Annotated in this window: 14 protein-coding genes, 1 tRNA gene and 3 pseudogenes; 12 read left to right on the top strand and 6 right to left on the bottom strand. The window is 57.9% G+C overall.

Annotation, left to right across the window (positions count from 1 at the left end):
• The 4 genes from PF1751_RS19175 to PF1751_RS19160 all read left to right on the top strand — a co-directional run bounded on the left by PF1751_RS19175 (position 1) and on the right by PF1751_RS19160 (position 5,779).
• A complete protein-coding gene (locus PF1751_RS19175) occupies positions 1-603 on the top strand; it encodes a DsbA family protein (RefSeq protein WP_175439633.1) in 603 nt (200 codons plus the stop codon).
• Positions 596-2,398, top strand: a complete 1,803-nt coding sequence (locus PF1751_RS19170) for an ABC transporter ATP-binding protein (protein ID WP_010208913.1) — start codon at positions 596-598, stop codon at positions 2,396-2,398. The genes PF1751_RS19175 and PF1751_RS19170 overlap by 8 nt, the downstream gene beginning before the upstream one ends.
• 71 nt (positions 2,399-2,469) lie before the next feature.
• Complete coding sequence (locus PF1751_RS19165) at positions 2,470-4,932, top strand: EAL domain-containing protein (RefSeq protein ID WP_021490788.1); 2,463 nt, start codon at positions 2,470-2,472, stop codon at positions 4,930-4,932.
• A 79-nt stretch (positions 4,933-5,011) separates the two neighbouring features.
• Complete coding sequence (locus PF1751_RS19160; protein ID WP_197999029.1) at positions 5,012-5,779, top strand: iron-containing redox enzyme family protein; 768 nt, start codon at positions 5,012-5,014, stop codon at positions 5,777-5,779.
• 21 nt (positions 5,780-5,800) lie between these two features.
• Here PF1751_RS19160 and PF1751_RS19155 read toward each other — a convergent pair whose 3' ends face one another.
• Together PF1751_RS19155 and lldD are read right to left on the bottom strand one after the other, a co-directional pair.
• Complete coding sequence (locus PF1751_RS19155) at positions 5,801-6,727, bottom strand: GGDEF domain-containing protein (RefSeq protein WP_010208916.1); 927 nt, start codon at positions 6,725-6,727, stop codon at positions 5,801-5,803.
• A 484-nt stretch (positions 6,728-7,211) separates the two neighbouring features.
• Positions 7,212-8,342, bottom strand: coding sequence for an FMN-dependent L-lactate dehydrogenase LldD (gene lldD / locus PF1751_RS19150; protein ID WP_021490786.1), 1,131 nt, complete (start codon positions 8,340-8,342; stop codon positions 7,212-7,214).
• Positions 8,343-8,443: 101 nt separating this feature from the next.
• Here lldD and PF1751_RS19145 point away from each other — a divergent pair, with 101 nt between their 5' ends.
• The 3 genes and pseudogenes from PF1751_RS19145 to PF1751_RS19135 form a co-directional block, all read left to right on the top strand.
• Positions 8,444-9,340, top strand: a complete 897-nt coding sequence (locus tag PF1751_RS19145; RefSeq protein WP_021490785.1) for a LysR family transcriptional regulator — start codon at positions 8,444-8,446, stop codon at positions 9,338-9,340.
• Between the two features lie 60 nt (positions 9,341-9,400).
• Positions 9,401-9,476: transfer RNA gene (locus tag PF1751_RS19140), tRNA-Asn, on the top strand.
• A 93-nt stretch (positions 9,477-9,569) separates the two neighbouring features.
• A pseudogene (locus PF1751_RS19135) lies at positions 9,570-9,818 on the top strand (DUF4113 domain-containing protein); the annotation flags it as partial.
• A 90-nt stretch (positions 9,819-9,908) separates the two neighbouring features.
• On the opposite strand, the gene PF1751_RS19130 reads toward PF1751_RS19135, so the two are convergent.
• Positions 9,909-10,223 carry a hypothetical protein gene (locus PF1751_RS19130; protein ID WP_021490784.1) on the bottom strand — a complete coding sequence of 105 codons (315 nt, stop codon included), beginning with the start codon at positions 10,221-10,223 and terminating at the stop codon, positions 9,909-9,911.
• Positions 10,224-10,248: 25 nt separating this feature from the next.
• Between PF1751_RS19130 and PF1751_RS19125 the strand changes: the two are divergent.
• From PF1751_RS19125 to PF1751_RS19090, 5 genes and pseudogenes are all read left to right on the top strand, one after another.
• A pseudogene (locus PF1751_RS19125) lies at positions 10,249-10,755 on the top strand (transposase); the annotation flags it as partial.
• Between the two features lie 44 nt (positions 10,756-10,799).
• Positions 10,800-11,054, top strand: a pseudogene (locus tag PF1751_RS29940) (hypothetical protein); the annotation flags it as partial.
• Positions 11,030-11,296, top strand: a complete 267-nt coding sequence (locus tag PF1751_RS19115; protein ID WP_010208925.1) for a hypothetical protein — start codon at positions 11,030-11,032, stop codon at positions 11,294-11,296. The pseudogene PF1751_RS29940 and the gene PF1751_RS19115, both read left to right, overlap by 25 nt.
• Before the next feature lie 1,045 nt (positions 11,297-12,341).
• Positions 12,342-13,673, top strand: coding sequence for an ABC transporter ATP-binding protein (locus PF1751_RS19095; protein ID WP_010208927.1), 1,332 nt, complete (start codon positions 12,342-12,344; stop codon positions 13,671-13,673).
• Positions 13,674-13,677: 4 nt separating this feature from the next.
• Positions 13,678-14,406: a sulfotransferase family protein gene (locus PF1751_RS19090; protein ID WP_010208928.1), complete on the top strand. Its 729-nt coding sequence runs from the start codon at positions 13,678-13,680 to the stop codon at positions 14,404-14,406.
• Here the strand turns inward: PF1751_RS19090 and PF1751_RS19085 are convergent.
• The 3 genes from PF1751_RS19085 to PF1751_RS19075 form a co-directional block, all read right to left on the bottom strand.
• Positions 14,395-14,733: an antibiotic biosynthesis monooxygenase family protein gene (locus PF1751_RS19085; RefSeq protein ID WP_010208929.1), complete on the bottom strand. Its 339-nt coding sequence runs from the start codon at positions 14,731-14,733 to the stop codon at positions 14,395-14,397. The two genes, PF1751_RS19090 and PF1751_RS19085, sit on opposite strands and share 12 nt — an antisense overlap.
• Positions 14,730-15,710, bottom strand: coding sequence for a zinc-dependent alcohol dehydrogenase family protein (locus PF1751_RS19080; RefSeq protein WP_044287579.1), 981 nt, complete (start codon positions 15,708-15,710; stop codon positions 14,730-14,732). The genes PF1751_RS19085 and PF1751_RS19080 overlap by 4 nt, the downstream gene beginning before the upstream one ends.
• Before the next feature lie 61 nt (positions 15,711-15,771).
• Positions 15,772-16,074, bottom strand: a complete 303-nt coding sequence (locus tag PF1751_RS19075) for an ArsR/SmtB family transcription factor (protein ID WP_010208932.1) — start codon at positions 16,072-16,074, stop codon at positions 15,772-15,774.
• Between the last annotated feature and the right edge of the window lie 4 nt (positions 16,075-16,078).

Here is a 16,078-nt window from a genome sequence, read left to right as displayed (position 1 = left end):
ATGTGTTCCTGGTGCTGGGGCTTTGCCCCGGTGGCCAAAGCGTTGGTGGAGCAGGCCCAGGCGGCCGGTGTGGAGCTGCACCTGGTGGTGGGCGGCTTGCGTACCGGCAGTGGCGCGGCACTGGAGCCGACCACCCGGCGCTACATTCTGGAGCATTGGCAGGCGGTCACTGACGCTACCGGCCAGCCGTTCAAACGTGAAGGCGCGTTGCCCGACGGTTTTGTGTATGACACGGAGCCGGCGTGCCGGGCAATTGTCACCGCCCGCAGCCTGGCGCCGGATTGCGCCTGGAAGCTGCTGGGGCTGATCCAGCGTGCGTTCTATGTCGAAGGCCGCGACGTGACCCTCGCCAGCGTGTTGGTGGAACTCGCCGAGCAGGCGGGGATCCCGCGTATCGAGTTCGCCGGCGAATTCGACCGCGCCGAGCAGCATGCGGCCACGGCGGCCGATTTCACCTGGGTGCAGGACCTGGGCATCGCCGGTTTCCCGACGCTGCTGGCCGAGCGTAATGGTCAACTGGCCTTGCTGACCAACGGTTACCAGCCGCTGTCCGAGCTGTCGCCTTTGCTGGGCCGATGGCTGGAGCGAGCCACCTGTGCATGAACCCGCCCAGCGCACCGATCGCCTGACCTGGGCGGAAATTCGCCGCCTGGCCCTGCGTCACAAGAAATCCCTGTGGATCGCCAACGGCGTCGCCGTGCTGGCGACCCTGTGCAGCGTACCGATCCCCTTGCTGTTGCCCCTGCTGGTGGATGAAGTACTGCTGGGCCACGGCGACGCAGCCCTCAACGTGATGAACCACGCGCTGCCGCTGGGCTGGCAGAAAGCGGCCGGTTATATCGGGCTGATGCTGCTGGTGACCCTGTTCCTGCGCTGCGGCGCATTGGTGTTCAACGTGGTGCAGGCGCGGCTGTTTGCGCGGCTGGCCAAGGACATCGTGTACCGCATCCGCGTGCGCCTGATCGAGCGGCTCAAGCGTATTTCCCTGGGCGAGTATGAAAGCCTGGGCAGCGGCACGGTCACCACGCACCTGGTCACCGACCTCGACACGCTGGACAAATTCGTCGGCGAAACACTGAGCCGGTTCCTGGTGGCCATGCTCACGCTGGTGGGCACTTCGGCGATCCTGGTGTGGATGCATTGGCAACTGGCGCTGCTGATCCTGCTGTTCAATCCGCTGGTGATCTATGCCACGGTGCAGTTGGGCAAGCGCGTCAAACACCTGAAGAAGCTGGAAAACGACAGCACTTCACGTTTTACCCAGGCCCTGACTGAAACCCTGGACGCGATCCAGGAAGTCCGCGCTGGCAATCGCCAGGGGTTCTTCCTGGGGCGTCTGGGCCAGCGTGCCCGGGAAGTGCGCGACTACGCGATCCATTCCCAGTGGAAAACCGACGCCTCCAGCCGCGCCAGTGGTTTGCTGTTCCAGTTCGGTATCGACATCTTTCGCGCAGCGGCCATGCTCACCGTGCTGTTCTCCGACCTGTCCATCGGCCAGATGCTCGCGGTGTTCAGTTACCTGTGGTTCATGATTGGCCCGGTGGAACAGTTGCTGAACCTGCAATACGCGTATTACGCGGCGGGCGGGGCGCTGACGCGGATCAATGAGTTGCTGGCGCGTGCCGATGAGCCGCAATACGCCGGGGGCGAAGACCCATTCGTTGGGCGTGAGACCGTCGGCATCGAAGTACGTGGACTCAATTTCGGTTATGGCGAAGACCTGGTGCTTGACCAGTTGAACCTGGCCATCGCCCCCGGCGAGAAGGTGGCAATCGTCGGCGCCAGCGGCGGTGGCAAAAGTACCTTGGTGCAACTCTTGCTCGGCCTCTACACGCCCCAGGCCGGGACTATCCGTTTTGGTGGTGCCACCCAGCAGGAAATCGGCCTGGAGACGATTCGCGAAAATGTCGCCGTGGTGCTGCAACACCCTGCATTGTTCAATGACACCGTGCGCGCCAACCTGACCATGGGCCGTGAGCGCAGTGACCAGGCGTGCTGGCAGGCACTGGAAATTGCCCAACTGGATGCTACCGTCAAGTCACTGCCCTTGGGCTTGGACAGTGTGGTGGGGCGTTCCGGCGTGCGGTTTTCCGGCGGGCAGCGTCAGCGCCTGGCGATTGCGCGGATGGTGTTGGCCGAGCCGAAGGTCGTGATCCTCGACGAAGCGACTTCCGCCTTGGACGCCGCCACCGAGTACAACCTGCATCAGGCGCTCGCACGCTTCCTGAGCGGGCGTACTACACTGATCATTGCCCACCGCCTGTCGGCGGTTAAGCAGGCAGATCGAGTATTGGTGTTCGACGGCGGTCATATTGCCGAGGACGGTGATCATCAGCAATTGATTGCCGATGGCGGCTTGTACGCCAAACTCTATGGACACTTGCAACAAGTGCGTTGATTTAGCCTGGGCTGAGCTATCGGAAGCGGATATTCGCGTGCGTATCCAGCAGTGCATGTGCAAGGGACTTCATGAAGCAAAAGCGGACTCTCGGAACGCCAAAACTGTTGGGCATCGTCTGGCCCTTTATCGCCGTTGTACTGTTCCAGGCATTGTTGGGCTGCGTCAGTCTCTACGTGCTTTCGGCAGTGCGTGGCTATGTGGCCGGTGAAAGCCTGTGGTCCAAAGGCCAGAAGGACGCCATCTATTACTTGACGCTGTACGCCGATAGCCGCGACGAAACCACTTACCTCAAATATCAGCAGGCCATTGCCGTGCCTCAGGGCGGCCACGAACTGCGCACTGCCCTGGACCGTCCTACCCCTGACCTGAGCGCCGCACGCCTGGGTATTCTCAAGGGCGGCAACCACCCGGATGACGTGTCCAACCTGATCTGGCTGTACCTCAACTTTCGTCATTTCAGCTACCTGGAAAAAGCCATCGAGTTGTGGGCAGTGGGCGATGGCTACCTGATGCAACTGGATGACCTCGCCCGTGAAATGCACGGCGCGATCACCCGTGATCAGGTCAGCGCCAACGACGTACGCCAGTGGAAAGCACATATCGTTGGCATCAACGAAGGTGTGACGCCGGCTGCCAAGGCGTTCAGTGATGCGTTGGGCGAAGGCTCGCGGATGATCCTGCGGTTGCTGCTGATCACCAACCTGGCCACGGCCCTGGGGCTGATCGTGCTGGCACTGTTGCGCACCCATAAGCTGCTGACCCAGCGCCACGCGTTTGCCGACGCCCTGCAACAAGAGAAAGAGCGTGCGCAGATCACGTTGGAGTCGATTGGCGACGGGGTGATCACCACCGATGTCGACGGCGCCATCACCTACATGAACCCGGCGGCCGAAGCGCTGACCCACTGGAATTCGGCCCAGGCTCAAGGTCTGCCCCTGGCTGCGCTGTTCAACCTGCTGGATGACAATGCGCAACCAGACGGCTTTACCCTGATCGAACATATCGTCAAGGGCCAACTCAGCGGCGGCAGCGAGCATTCCAAAACCATCCAGCGCCTGGATGGCAGCACGGTCTCGGTGACGCTGGTGGGCGCGCCGATCCGCAGCACCGGCAAGGTCACGGGGGCGGTGCTGGTGTTGCATGACATGACCCAGGAGCGGCAATACATCGCCAACCTGTCCTGGCAGGCGACCCACGACGCCCTGACCGGCCTGGCCAACCGTCGCGAATTCGAATTCCGCCTGGAACAGGTACTGCATCCCACCGCCCAGCAGAATGGCGGGCGCCATGCATTGATGTTCCTAGACCTCGACCAGTTCAAGCTGGTCAACGACACCTGCGGCCACGCGGCGGGGGACGAGTTGCTGCGGCATATCTGTGCGCTGCTGCAGTCGGACCTGCGCGAAGGCGACACCCTGGCGCGGTTGGGCGGAGATGAATTCGGCATCCTGCTGGAAAACTGCCCGGCGGCGGTGGCAGAAAAGATTGCCGAGAGCCTGCGCCACACCGTGCAAAACCTGCACTTTGTGTGGAAGGGCCGGCCGTTCATGACCACCGTCAGCATTGGCCTGGTGCACCTGGGGCACACCCCGACCACCTTGGAAACCTCACTGCGCGCCGCTGACATGGCGTGCTACATGGCCAAGGAAAAGGGCCGCAACCGCGTGCAGGTGTACCACGCCGACGACTCGGAACTGTCGCTGCGCTTTGGCGAAATGGCCTGGGTGCAGCGCCTGCACATGGCGTTGGAAGAGAACCGGTTCTGCCTGTACGCCCAGGAAATCTCGCCCCTCGGGCAGACCAATGGTGGCGATGGGCATATTGAGATCCTACTGCGGCTGCACGACGAGGCCGGACGCATCATCCTGCCCGACAGCTTTATCCCCGCCGCCGAGCGTTACGGTCTGATGACGTCACTGGACCGCTGGGTGGTGGAAAATGTGTTCAAGATCATCAACCGGTGCATGCAGGAGCGGCCGGGGCTTCCCATGGCCATGTGTGCGATCAACCTGTCAGGCATCACCATTGGGGATGATGACTTCCTCGGTTTTTTACGTGAGAAGTTTCATACATACACTATTCCGCCGGGCATGATCTGTTTCGAAATAACCGAAACCAGTGCTATTGCAAACTTGGGTAGTGCGATCCGCTTTATTAATGAACTCAAAGCCTTAGGTTGTCATTTCTCGCTGGATGACTTTTGTGCCGGAATGTCCTCATTCGCCTATCTCAAACATTTACCTGTAGACTTCCTGAAGATCGATGGAAGTTTCGTAAAGGATATGCTGGACGACCCGATTAACCGCGCGATGGTCGAAGTGATCAACCACATCGGCCACGTCATGGGTAAGCGCACAATTGCTGAATTTGTCGAGACACCGCAAATCGAACAGGCATTACTCGAAATTGGTGTGGATTACGCTCAGGGCTACCTGATTGAACGACCGCAATTGTTTACCTTTGATAGCTTGCAGTGTCGACCTGTGCGGCCGCAGCCTCTGTTATTCAAGGCGCCCGGCACATTCCGCTGAAACATTTGCTGGTCTGTACAATCACACTTAAAAAGGAGCCTTAACAGTGATCGACACCTTCATCAGAACCGGCCCGCTTATGGAAGCCTCCAGTTATCCGGCCTGGGCTCAGAAACTGATCCTGGACTGTAGCGAGAGCAAGCGCCGCGTTGTCGAACACGAACTGTACCAGCGCATGCGCGACAACTCGCTCAGTGCCAAGACCATGCGCCATTACCTGATTGGTGGCTGGCCTGTGGTGGAACAGTTTGCCTTGTACATGGCACAGAACCTCACCAAGACCAAATTTGCCCGCCATCCTGGGGAGGATATGGCGCGCCGCTGGCTGATGCGCAATATTCGTGTGGAACTCAACCACGCCGACTATTGGGTGCATTGGTCCCGTGCCCACGGGGTCAGCCTGGAGGACCTGCAGGCCCAGAACGTGCCGCCGGAGTTGCATGCGCTGAGCCATTGGTGCTGGCACACCAGCTCCGCCGATTCGCTGATCGTGGCCATTGCCGCGACCAACTATGCGATCGAAGGGGCTACCGGGGAATGGTCCGCCGTGGTGTGTTCGACCGGCGTCTATGCGGCGGCTTTCCCCGAGGAAGAGCGCAAGCGTGCGATGAAGTGGCTGAAGATGCACGCCCAGTATGACGATGCGCACCCATGGGAAGCGCTGGAAATCATCTGCACCCTGGCCGGGATGAACCCGTCCAAGGAATTGCAGACGGAGCTGCGCCAAGCCGTGTGCAAGAGCTACGACTACATGTACCTGTTCCTGGAAAGCTGCATGCGTCTGGAGAAAGAAAAAGCTCCGGCCGTGGTGCGCGAGCGCCAGGCGCGGGTCGTCAGCGAAGCGTGATGTAACGGTGATGGCGGGGGCTTACCCCGCCATCGCCAGGCGGTTACGCCCTTCGCGCTTGGCCACGTACAAGGCGCTGTCGGCCCGACGCAGCAGGCTTTCGGCGGACTCAGCGGCCAGCAAGGTCGAGCAACCCAGGCTCACCGTCAATTCAATCCGCGTGTCATCCGCCCAGTAATCCTGGGTCTGTGCCGCCTGGCGCAGGCGTTCGCCAACCATCGCCGCCGCATCGCGACCCGTGTTGGACAGTAGGATCAGAAACTCTTCCCCGCCAAACCGGAACACCATGTCCACATTGCGCAACTGGCCTTTGATCGCCGCGGCGACGGCGCGCAGCACGTTATCGCCAGCGGCGTGGCCGTGGGTGTCGTTGATGGTCTTGAAGTGGTCGATGTCCAGCATCAGCAAGGACAGCGGGTTGAGGTGCCTGCGCGCCATGTCGATTTCCCGTTGCAGGGTTTGGTCCATGGCGATGCGGTTGCCGGTCTCGGTCAGCGGGTCGCGCAAGGCACTGCGGGTGGCGGCGCGGTAGAGCAGGGCGTTACGCATCGGGTAGAGCAGGGTGGCCAGCAGGGATTCGAGTTGGCCGAGTTCTTCTTCGGCCAGGCGCTGGTTGCGACGAAAGATCAGCTCGCCCAGGTGCTCGCCTTCATGGCTCAGGCTGTAACTCACAGAATGGTGGCCACGATGGCCGAACTCCAGGCGCAAATCGCTGGCTTGATGGCGGTATTGCAAGGCGTCCAAGGGCACCAGGCGCTGGATCTCACGGAAGAACACCCCGAGGATGCGCTCCGGCTCCAGGCTGGTTTGCAATTGCAGGCCCAGTTGCTGGCGAAGTTGGGCAAGGGTGGTGGGGCGACGTGGTACGAGAGATGGTTGACCAAACCCCAGGCGTTGCAATTTGGCAGTATCGAAGTCAATTGCGTTGGTCTGGGTGGGTGTTTTCATAAACGATCGGCCTCTAAGCACTTGGCTGTCTTACAGGCTCAATGAGAGTGGCGAGTGCCAAGCGTCTTACTGTTCCTTCAGTTCCGTAAAACATAGGTAACAGTCTAGACCGCTTTGCAATGGGTTATAACCCCTGGGCACTGCCGCACGTCTTGTCATCGCCTTACCTGCTAGAACAGAGTTAGAGCGAGATTCATGCCAGAGAGGTTCAACTTAATAAAAAGTCTTATAAATCAATCGACTGTTTTTACCGCCAAAAACAGTCGCTGAAGGATGACGCCAGTTAATTGGCAACTCGGCGGTGGTCTTGAAGTTTCTGTGGTTCGCACTGTTTATCGCGAATAAACAACGCCGGAATGACACCACAGATAAAATAAGCGCCGCCCATCACCCGCACACCACTGCCCATGGCGCCATGGGACGCCAGACGGCCGCCGGCACCACCGTCTTGCCGCCAGGCCCGCGGGATCGTCGAGCAGCAGGGTTAAACCAAGGTGGAGCGATCGATCTGCGCGATGGAGGTCACACCGGTGAGGGTCATGGCCACGCGCATTTCCTTGGCGAAGATGTCCAGCAGGTTTTCCACGCCGTGCTGGCCGTCGGCGGCCAGCGCATAGGCTGTCGCGCGACCCAGCAGGCAGGCCTTGGCGCCCAGGGCCAGCATGCGTACCACGTCCAGCCCGGAACGGATGCCGGAATCCACCAGCACCGTGAGGTCATCGCCCACGGCATCGGCAATCGGAGGCAGGGCCTTGGCGGTGGACAGCACGCCGTCCAGCTGGCGACCACCATGGTTGGAGACCACGATGCCATCGGCGCCGAAACTCACCGCGTCCTTGGCGTCCTGGGGGTCGAGGATACCTTTGATGATCATCGGGCCTTTCCAGAATTCGCGGATCCACTCCAGGTCTTTCCAACTGATGGAGGCGTCGAAATTGTTCGCCAGCCAGCCGATGTAATCTTCCAAGTGAGTGGGTTTGCCCAGGTATTTGGAGATATTGCCCAGATCATGGGGGCGCCCCATCAACCCCACATCAAAGGCCCATTGCGGCTTGGTGACGGCTTGCAGCATTCGCCGTTGTGCCGCGAACGGCCCGGACATGCCCGAGTGCGCATCGCGATAACGCGCGCCAGGCGTTGGCATGTCCACGGTAAATACCAGTGTGGTGACGCCCGCGGCTTGCGCGCGCTCCAGCGCGTTGCGCATGAAGCCACGGTCCTTGAGCACATACAGCTGGAACCAGATCGCCCGAGCGCTTTGCGACGCCACCTCTTCAATCGGGCACACCGACACCGTCGACAGGCAGAACGGAATGCCCTTGTTTGCCGCCGCCTTGGCCGCTTGCACTTCGCCACGTCGTGCGTACATGCCAGTCAGGCCCACCGGGCTGAGGATCACCGGCATGTCCAGTTCCTGGCCGAACAGCGTGGTCTTCAGGCTCAGGTTGTCCACGTTGCGCAGGATGCGCTGTCGCAGGCTGATCTCGGCCAGGTCCGAACTGTTCGCACGCAGCGTGTGTTCGGCGTAGGCGCCGCCGTCGATGTAGTCGAACAGGAAACGCGGCAGCTTGCGCTTGGCGGCGGCGCGGTAGTCGGAGGCGGAGGAGATGATCATTATTAGGGGCTCCACAAGGCAAGGTGCAGGCAGGATAGGCATTTCTCTGGCATGATAAAAACAACTTTTATCGATGGTAGTCAGTCGCCAAAGGAATACTGATGAACCTGAGAACATTACGCGCCTTTGTCGAAGTGGTGCGCCAGGGTGGTTTCTCCCAGGCGGCGGAGGTGGTGTCCCTGACCCAGTCCTCCGTCAGCAAGGCCGTCAAGACGTTGGAAGATGAACTGGGCACACCGTTGCTCAATCGCCTGGGCCACCGCAACGAACTGACCGCCGCCGGCGAAATCGCCTACCGTCGCGCGTTGGTCCTGCTCGCCGAGCGCAACGACTTGGTGGCCGAGATCAACGACCTGCGCGGTTTAAAGCGTGGCGTGCTGCGCATCGGCCTACCGCCGGTGGGCTGCGGTGTGCTGTTCGCGACGATGTTTGCGACCTACCGCAGCCGCTACCCGGACATCGACATCGAGCTCACCGAGTACGGCAGCAAAAAGCTGCGCGAGTGCCTGGAAGCGGGGGAGGTCGACCTGGCGGCGCTGCTGTTGCCGGTGGACGAAGATTTCGATTACCAGCCCGTGCGCAATGAGCCGCTGATGGCCGTGCTGCCCATGAGCCACCCGCTGGCCCACCTTGAGCGGATCGACTTCACCCACCTGGCCGATTCGCCGTTCATCCTGTTCGAAGCCGGTTTCGCCCTCAACGCCAAGATCCTCGCCGCCTGCGAGCGCAAAGGCGTGACCCCCAAGGTGACGGCCCGCAGCGGGCAGATCGACTTCATCATCGACCTGGTCGCCGCCGGCTTGGGCGTGGCCTTCGTGCCACGCATGCTGGCGTACAAGCATCAACACGCCGGCATCGCCCTGATCCCCTTGGACGAACCCCACACCGACTGGCACATCGCCCTGGCCTGGCGCACCAGCGCCCACCTGCCGCCGGCTGCCTTGGCCTGGCTGGAGTTGGCCAGGGAGCACGCGGTTTCAACCGGTCATCCGATTTAATCGCGCCGAATGCCAGAGAAAGCTTGACTTCTCCTTTTCAATCAGTAACATACGGCGCATTCCGCGATAGCTCAGTTGGTAGAGCAAATGACTGTTAATCATTGGGTCCCTGGTTCGAGTCCAGGTCGTGGAGCCAGATAGCGACATAAAAAGAAGCCTGCAGAGATGCAGGCTTTTTTTTGCCTTGGATTTCTCCGGGGTGATCAAGGCGCGCAGTGTGACCCGCATGAAGGTGTCAGTAATGCTGCTCAACCTTTGCAAACCTGGCGATTACACGAATGATCTTTTCGCCACGTCACCGTTTGTAGAGGCAACACGGGTGATGACGGTTTTGGATCAAATCAACGAGCGTTGGGGCAGGGGGACACTGCGCTCGGCCAGTGTGCCGGTTGATCCGGATTGGGGCATGCGTCGAGAGATGATGAGTCAGAGCTATACAACTAGGCTTGATCAGCTCTGGTCGGTCGATTGCAGGTGAGGGCTGATACCTATCAAGCTCTGTTATTCGCGCAGGGCAGTTAACGGCCCAGAGTGTGTAAAAACACCAACCGTGCTATCGCCGCCGAACTCAAATGGGAAGGAATTCCAACGTTTCAAGGTCGATCTCAGCATAACGCCCCAAATCGGCCTTGTAGAGGTAGATCCTAGAGCCCCCAAAATCCGTCTGCAAGAAAGTGATGAGCTGTCTAAGGTTGCCGCTGGCATGCGCCGTGGTCGGACTTACGACAGTCGCACATCCTGGTTCGTCGTCGTAAGTTCTGATCAGGAACATACCCCCATCGCTCAGCACGCTGTAATTATGACCACGGTACTCATACCCTAAATCGTGGTCGACATCGTCAAAACGGGTAGATTTCACTATCTTCACAGCAGCATCCAACATTCGGGTTCCACAAGAGGATCGTCTCGTGAAGCGCTTTATTCAAGGGGAGCACAGAGGTCAAGGCACCTTACTTCCCGAAAGCCTCGACGACTACGTCAGCGATACCAACCCGGTGCGTATAGTCGACGTCGTCGTCGACGAACTCGACCTGGTCAATTTGGGTGTCGACGGTGCTGTTCCTGCTCTTACGGGCCGACCTGCATACCACCCTGAGGTACTGTTGAAGGTCTATATCTATGGCGATCTCAACCGCATCTAATCGAGCCGACGCCTGGAGCGAGAAGCTCAACGCAACGTTGAGTTGATGTGGTTGACGGGTCGTTTAATGCCGGATTTCAAGACCATCGCCAACTTCCGAAAGGACAACAGCAAGGCCATCCGATGCGTCTGTCGTCAGTTCGTTGTGCTCTGTCAGCCGCTCGCATTGTTCGGAGAAAACCTGGTTTCCATCGACGCAAGTAAATTCAAGGCCGTCAACAGTCGTGACCGCAACTTCACTAGCGTCAAACTAAGGCGGCGAATGGAAGAAATTTAATCGAGCATCAGCCGCTACCTGGCCGCGCTTGATGCTGTTACCCGCCGAAGATATTGGTGCATGCGATGGTCGGTGGGTTACTTGCCCAGGCGACCGGTGGGGACTTCAAGACCGGCGCGCTGGCGGCGGGTATTAACGAAGCGGCTGTAGTTCACTTGGATTCGTTGGTTAGCGGTGATAAGAATCTGCTAGCTATGAGTTCTCAAATAGTCGGTGTTCTGGCGGCAGCTTCGCAAAAAGATGCTGATGCGAAGTCCATCGAGAAAGGTGGATGGATGGTCCATTGGTCTACCAGGGGGCGGATACGTTACTTTCCGCCGGTGCTGGCTTTGGGAAAGTCCCTCTCGTGATGGGAGCTTCGGATGGATTGAGGAAGGGTTCGATCTTCGGGGTTTTGGTTCCGAAGATGGATATTAATTTTTTCATTCCGTTGTTAGGCACGAAAACGCCATTTGGTACTGCGCTAGGTGTGTATGTCGGCGGAGTGGGTTATAAGGGCTACGGCTTTTACGAGGAGGCTAAGGGTGACGGTAAGTAAGTTGATGTCCTCAGCAATAATGGCGGCGGGTGTTTTAGTCGTAATGCTTTCCATAGGATGCCTGCTGGCATTGTTACCAGTCCTGTTTATTTCTGCAGGGTTTGAGGTGGAATTTGATGTGGTATTTGTATGGTTGGGAATGCCATTCTCGATTTTGTTTGCGTTGAGTTGGTTTTATAAGTATGCAGACTTCGCAAAATCAATCATCTTTAGGCACTAGTGAGTCGCGTGCCTGTTAGCAAGGCATGGGGTAAAGCGGATTGGCGAGGTCGGTGCGCGGAGTCTCTTGGTGACTCGAATGATGAGCGGGCGTTGCGTGTTGTACTAACGCTTTTAAAAGCTAGAGAGGAGTCGGTTGTCATTCATGCAATTGAATCAATTGAGTCTGTTTTTTGGCTGGCTACATTGACAGGGCGCAGGTCATGCGGGCTCTAGATGAGGGGTTTGAGGCAGAGAGCAGAACGTTGAAGCTCATGGCGGCTACGTTGGTCAGGAAGTTAAGTGAAGCATGAAGATTGCTCGGTAGCTGACAGAGTGCGCCTCCTTTTCCTGCTGGTCATTGCCTTGCCACGCTTTGACAACCCAATCCAACCCAACTAATTTTCGTGGCGTGCTGCGCTTATGCGGCTCACGCTATGCAGAAACCCTAGATCTCCACCACGTTCTTGCGTGGCACCGTTGCGCCTAACAGCCAGCAAATGACTGTTAATCATTGGGTCCCTGGTTCGAGTCCAGGTCGCGGAGCCAGATAGCGACATAAAAAGAAGCCTGCAGAGATGCAGGCTTTTTTTGCCTTGGATTTGCCCTGGCAACCCAAGTGCACGGTGTGATTGCTGAAAGGAGTGATCTGACGCCTTCAGTGGGCCTGGCTTGTGATGAGGCTTGCGGTCGTCGTACTCATGGATTCCTTGTCGAGTAATTCCGCACTGTCTTGATTTGAGGCAAGATGCTTGGCGTTACGGGGCTGCTTCAGTACCTTCCAGCATGTTTTTGGTGTGTCGGACAGGCTTCGCATATTTCCAGAAGACACATGGAGTGTTTACAGATGCCCTCTGAGATCGCCATTCAAGTTCGGAATGTCAGCAAGCGTTTCCAGATTTACGACAGCCCAAGGGCGCGGCTGTTGCAGGTGTTCCGCAAGAAGCGCTGTTATACGGAGTTTGTTGCCCTTGATGATGTTTCCTTTGTTGTTAACAAAGGGGAGACCGTGGGTATCGTCGGCCGCAATGGCAGTGGTAAATCCACACTGCTGCAAATGATCTGCGGGACACTGACGCCGACTGAGGGAGAGGTGTCGACCCATGGCAGAATCGCGGCATTGCTGGAGTTAGGCTCTGGATTCAACCCGGAATTCAGCGGCCGCGAAAACGTTTACATGAACGCCTCCGTCCTCGGGCTCTCCCACGCTGAAACCTCTGCTCGCTTTGCCTCTATCGAGGCGTTCGCAGAGATTGGGGATTTCATCGATCGGCCGGTAAAGAGCTATTCCAGTGGGATGATGGTTCGCCTGGCCTTTGCCGTTGCAATCAATGTTGACCCCCAGATTTTGATTGTCGATGAGGCGTTGGCGGTAGGGGATGAGCTCTTCCAGCGTAAATGCTTTGCCCGAATAGAAAGTATCAAGTCTCAGGGCGCGACCATTCTTTTCGTGTCCCATGCCAGCGACACAGTGGTAGCGCTTTGTGACCGTGCGATCTTGCTGGATGGCGGACAGAAAGTAGCGGAGGGAACCCCCAAGGCTATTGTCGGTAAGTACCAGCGCATGCTGAACGCTTCGCCCGCTAAAGCGAAAGAAATGCGCGAGCAGATGATGGCCGGTTCGGTCGAGTTTACATCGGTGGCTGAGGTTGACGCCCCGGCGCTTGATGCGAACTCCGGCTTGGCAAGCGATTATTTTGATCCCCATCTGCTCTCCAAAGCAGTGCTTTCGTATGAGGCACGCGGTGCGGTGATTGCCAATCCTGGATTGCTCAATGCACGCCGGCAAAAGGTCAACTGCCTGAAGGCAGGAGAGACCTATTTGTATACGTATCAAGTTGCGTTCGAACAGGATGCGAGTCACGTACGCTTCGGCATGTTGATCAAGACCACCACTGGCGTTGAACTTGGAGGGGGGACGTCAGCCAAGCGCATCACCGAAGGTATTGAGTTTGTTGCTGCCGGTTCGGTACTGACGGTCGAATACAGTTTTGTATGCCGTCTGAATGAAGGCCTGTATTTTCTTAATGCTGGCGTTTCCGGTGATTGCGGGGAAGGTTTTCGGCACCTGCACAGAGTGGTGGACGCGTTGTGTTTCAGAGTGAATTCGGAGCATACGCAGTACGGCGTGGGCGTCGTGGACTTTTCATGCGCTCCAGAATGGTCGTTGGCAAGGTGACGGAATGTTGAAATTTGTCGGTATCGGCGCGCAAAAAAGCGGTACCAGTTGGTTGTATGAAGTATTGAATAAACACCCATCGATTTGCTTTCCCGGTGGTAAGGAAGTTCACTTCTGGGATTCAAACATCGCCAACGGCGTGGCTTGGTATCACGGCTTGTTTAATGTCGAGGGTCGAACTGCCGGCGACATCACGCCTGCTTACGCCATCCTGTCGCCGGAAACCATTAGAGAGGTTTACTCTCATTTTCCTGCATTACGCATCGTTTTTCTCATGCGTAACCCCATGGACCGTGCGTGGTCATCGGCACGCATGGCTTTGCGTAGGGCTGAGATGGAGTATTCGGAGGCTTCTGATCAGTGGTTTATAGATCATTTTAAATCACAAGGGTCGCTGCTACGGGGCGATTATGCGACTTGCCTGAAGAACTGGATGGGGGTCTATCCACGGGAGCAACTCCTGATTGCGCGCTATGAGGAGATCGTCAAAGATCCCGTGGTTTTGGCTAATCGGGTGTTGAACCATATCGGGCTGGATGGTTTTTTTACCGATGCGCATCGCTGTGAACTTTCGCAGCCGGTGTTCGAAGGCAGTCGCCATGCGCTGCCTCCTGGTTTGGCTGAGCTATTGCGGGCGCTTTACGCCGACAAAATAGATGCGTTGAGTGAGTTTCTGGAAGAAGACTTCTCGCACTGGAAGCAGATTCCAGCGGCACCCTGCTTAAAGCCTTGAATGTTGAGTCGATAGGCACAAGCCGGCGCATCCAGCAAACTCCAGCCCCTCAATGTGATACACCTGCGGCTCGTCCGAAAAATAGTTCTCCAGCCCCAACATGAACACCCGATGGTCTTCACTCGCTTCGAAGCCCGGTGTGTGGTCTTCGAGCGATTCCCAGCGCACGATCAGGTTGAATCGCTCCGGCGTTTCGATGCCTTGCGCGAGCAAATGGCCCAAGTAGCCTTTCGCGCGGCTGAGCAACGGTGCGACCTCCGCAAATGCCAGTCGGAATGCATCGATGTGTTGTTTGTGAACGGGCAGCAGGGCGATCTCGTAAATCATGGCGTGGCGCCTTCAATAGGCGCGACGGCAATCGCAATCTTCCCTTGGACGCCGTTGTTGCGGCTCTCCAGCCGCGCATGGGCGAGTCCAATGTCGGCAAGCGCATAGACCGCGCCGACATGCGGGCGCAACTGACCCTGTACGACCAAGCTGCTTAACTCATCCAGCTTGCCGCGATTTTGCCGCGTGAACACAAAGTGATAACTCGCATTTTTGCCCCAGGCCTGGACCAGGTTTTGCGGCTGGGAGATGTCCACGATCGAGACCACACGGCCCATTTGCGCGAGCGCATCAGGGCTGCGCGACAGTGTGTTGCCGCCGAGGGTATCGAATACCACATCGACTCCACGGCCAGCCGTTTCCCGCATGATGGCGTCGACATAGTCTTCCTTTTCGTAGTCGATGATCACATCGGCGCCCATGCGTTTAACGAACTCAGCATTAGCCTCGCGCACGGTAGTGAACACCTTTGCACCAATAGCTTTTGCCAGTTGGATTGCCACATGGCCGACACCCCCAGCGCCGCCATGTATCAGGATGCTTTCGCCCACCCGCAGTGCCGCGCGCACGGTCAGCGCTTCCCATGCGGTACCGCCAACCAGACTCAGGCTGGCCGCCTCAAGGTGGCTTAACGAGAGAGGCTTCTTTGCCACAATGTTCTCGGCCGCTACATGGTATTCGGCGTAACTGCCGGGGCCGTCGAAGATCTGCGGGGTGTACCAGACTTCGTCGCCTGGTGCGAAGTTGGTCACGCCCGGCCCGATGGCTTCGACAACACCGGAGACGTCGTGGCCGGTGATGGCGGGGAGGGGCACCAGGTCGGCATAGTCGCCACGTCGCACCTGATAATCCAAAGGGTTGATGGACGTTGCGTGAACCCGAACCAGCACTTGCCCGGTGTGCGGTACCGGCTTGGGCACCTCGCAGAGTTCGAACGAATCCGGGTTGCCAAACGACTTAAGTATCTGCGCTTTCATTGCATCACCTCGTTTCGGTAAAAAGGGATATCGGGAAATCTCGATATCCTGGAGCAAAAAATTACAGGTCCTTGCCAATGATCTCGGCAAGCGCACTGATGGTTGCTTCGTTTCGCTTGTAGTAGGTCCACTGGCCAATGCGCCGTGTTTCGATCAGGCCTGCCCGATGCAGCGTGGCCAGATAATCAGACACGGTTGACTGCGACAGCCCGACGCCCTCCTGAATACTGCTGACACAGACGCCCACGGTATGAACGTCCCCTTCATCCTGTGGCGGGAAGTACTTTTCGGGATCCTTCAAACCTTTCAGGATTTCGAGTCGAGTACGGTTTGAGAGGGCTTTGAATATTTCGAGTAGGTCCATGTCG

It is taken from the genome of Pseudomonas simiae (assembly GCF_000934565.1).
Classification (GTDB): Bacteria; Pseudomonadota; Gammaproteobacteria; order Pseudomonadales; family Pseudomonadaceae; genus Aquipseudomonas; species Aquipseudomonas simiae.
The sequence above is the reverse complement of the archived record's forward strand: the minus strand, read 5'-3'. Positions and strand labels throughout refer to the sequence as shown.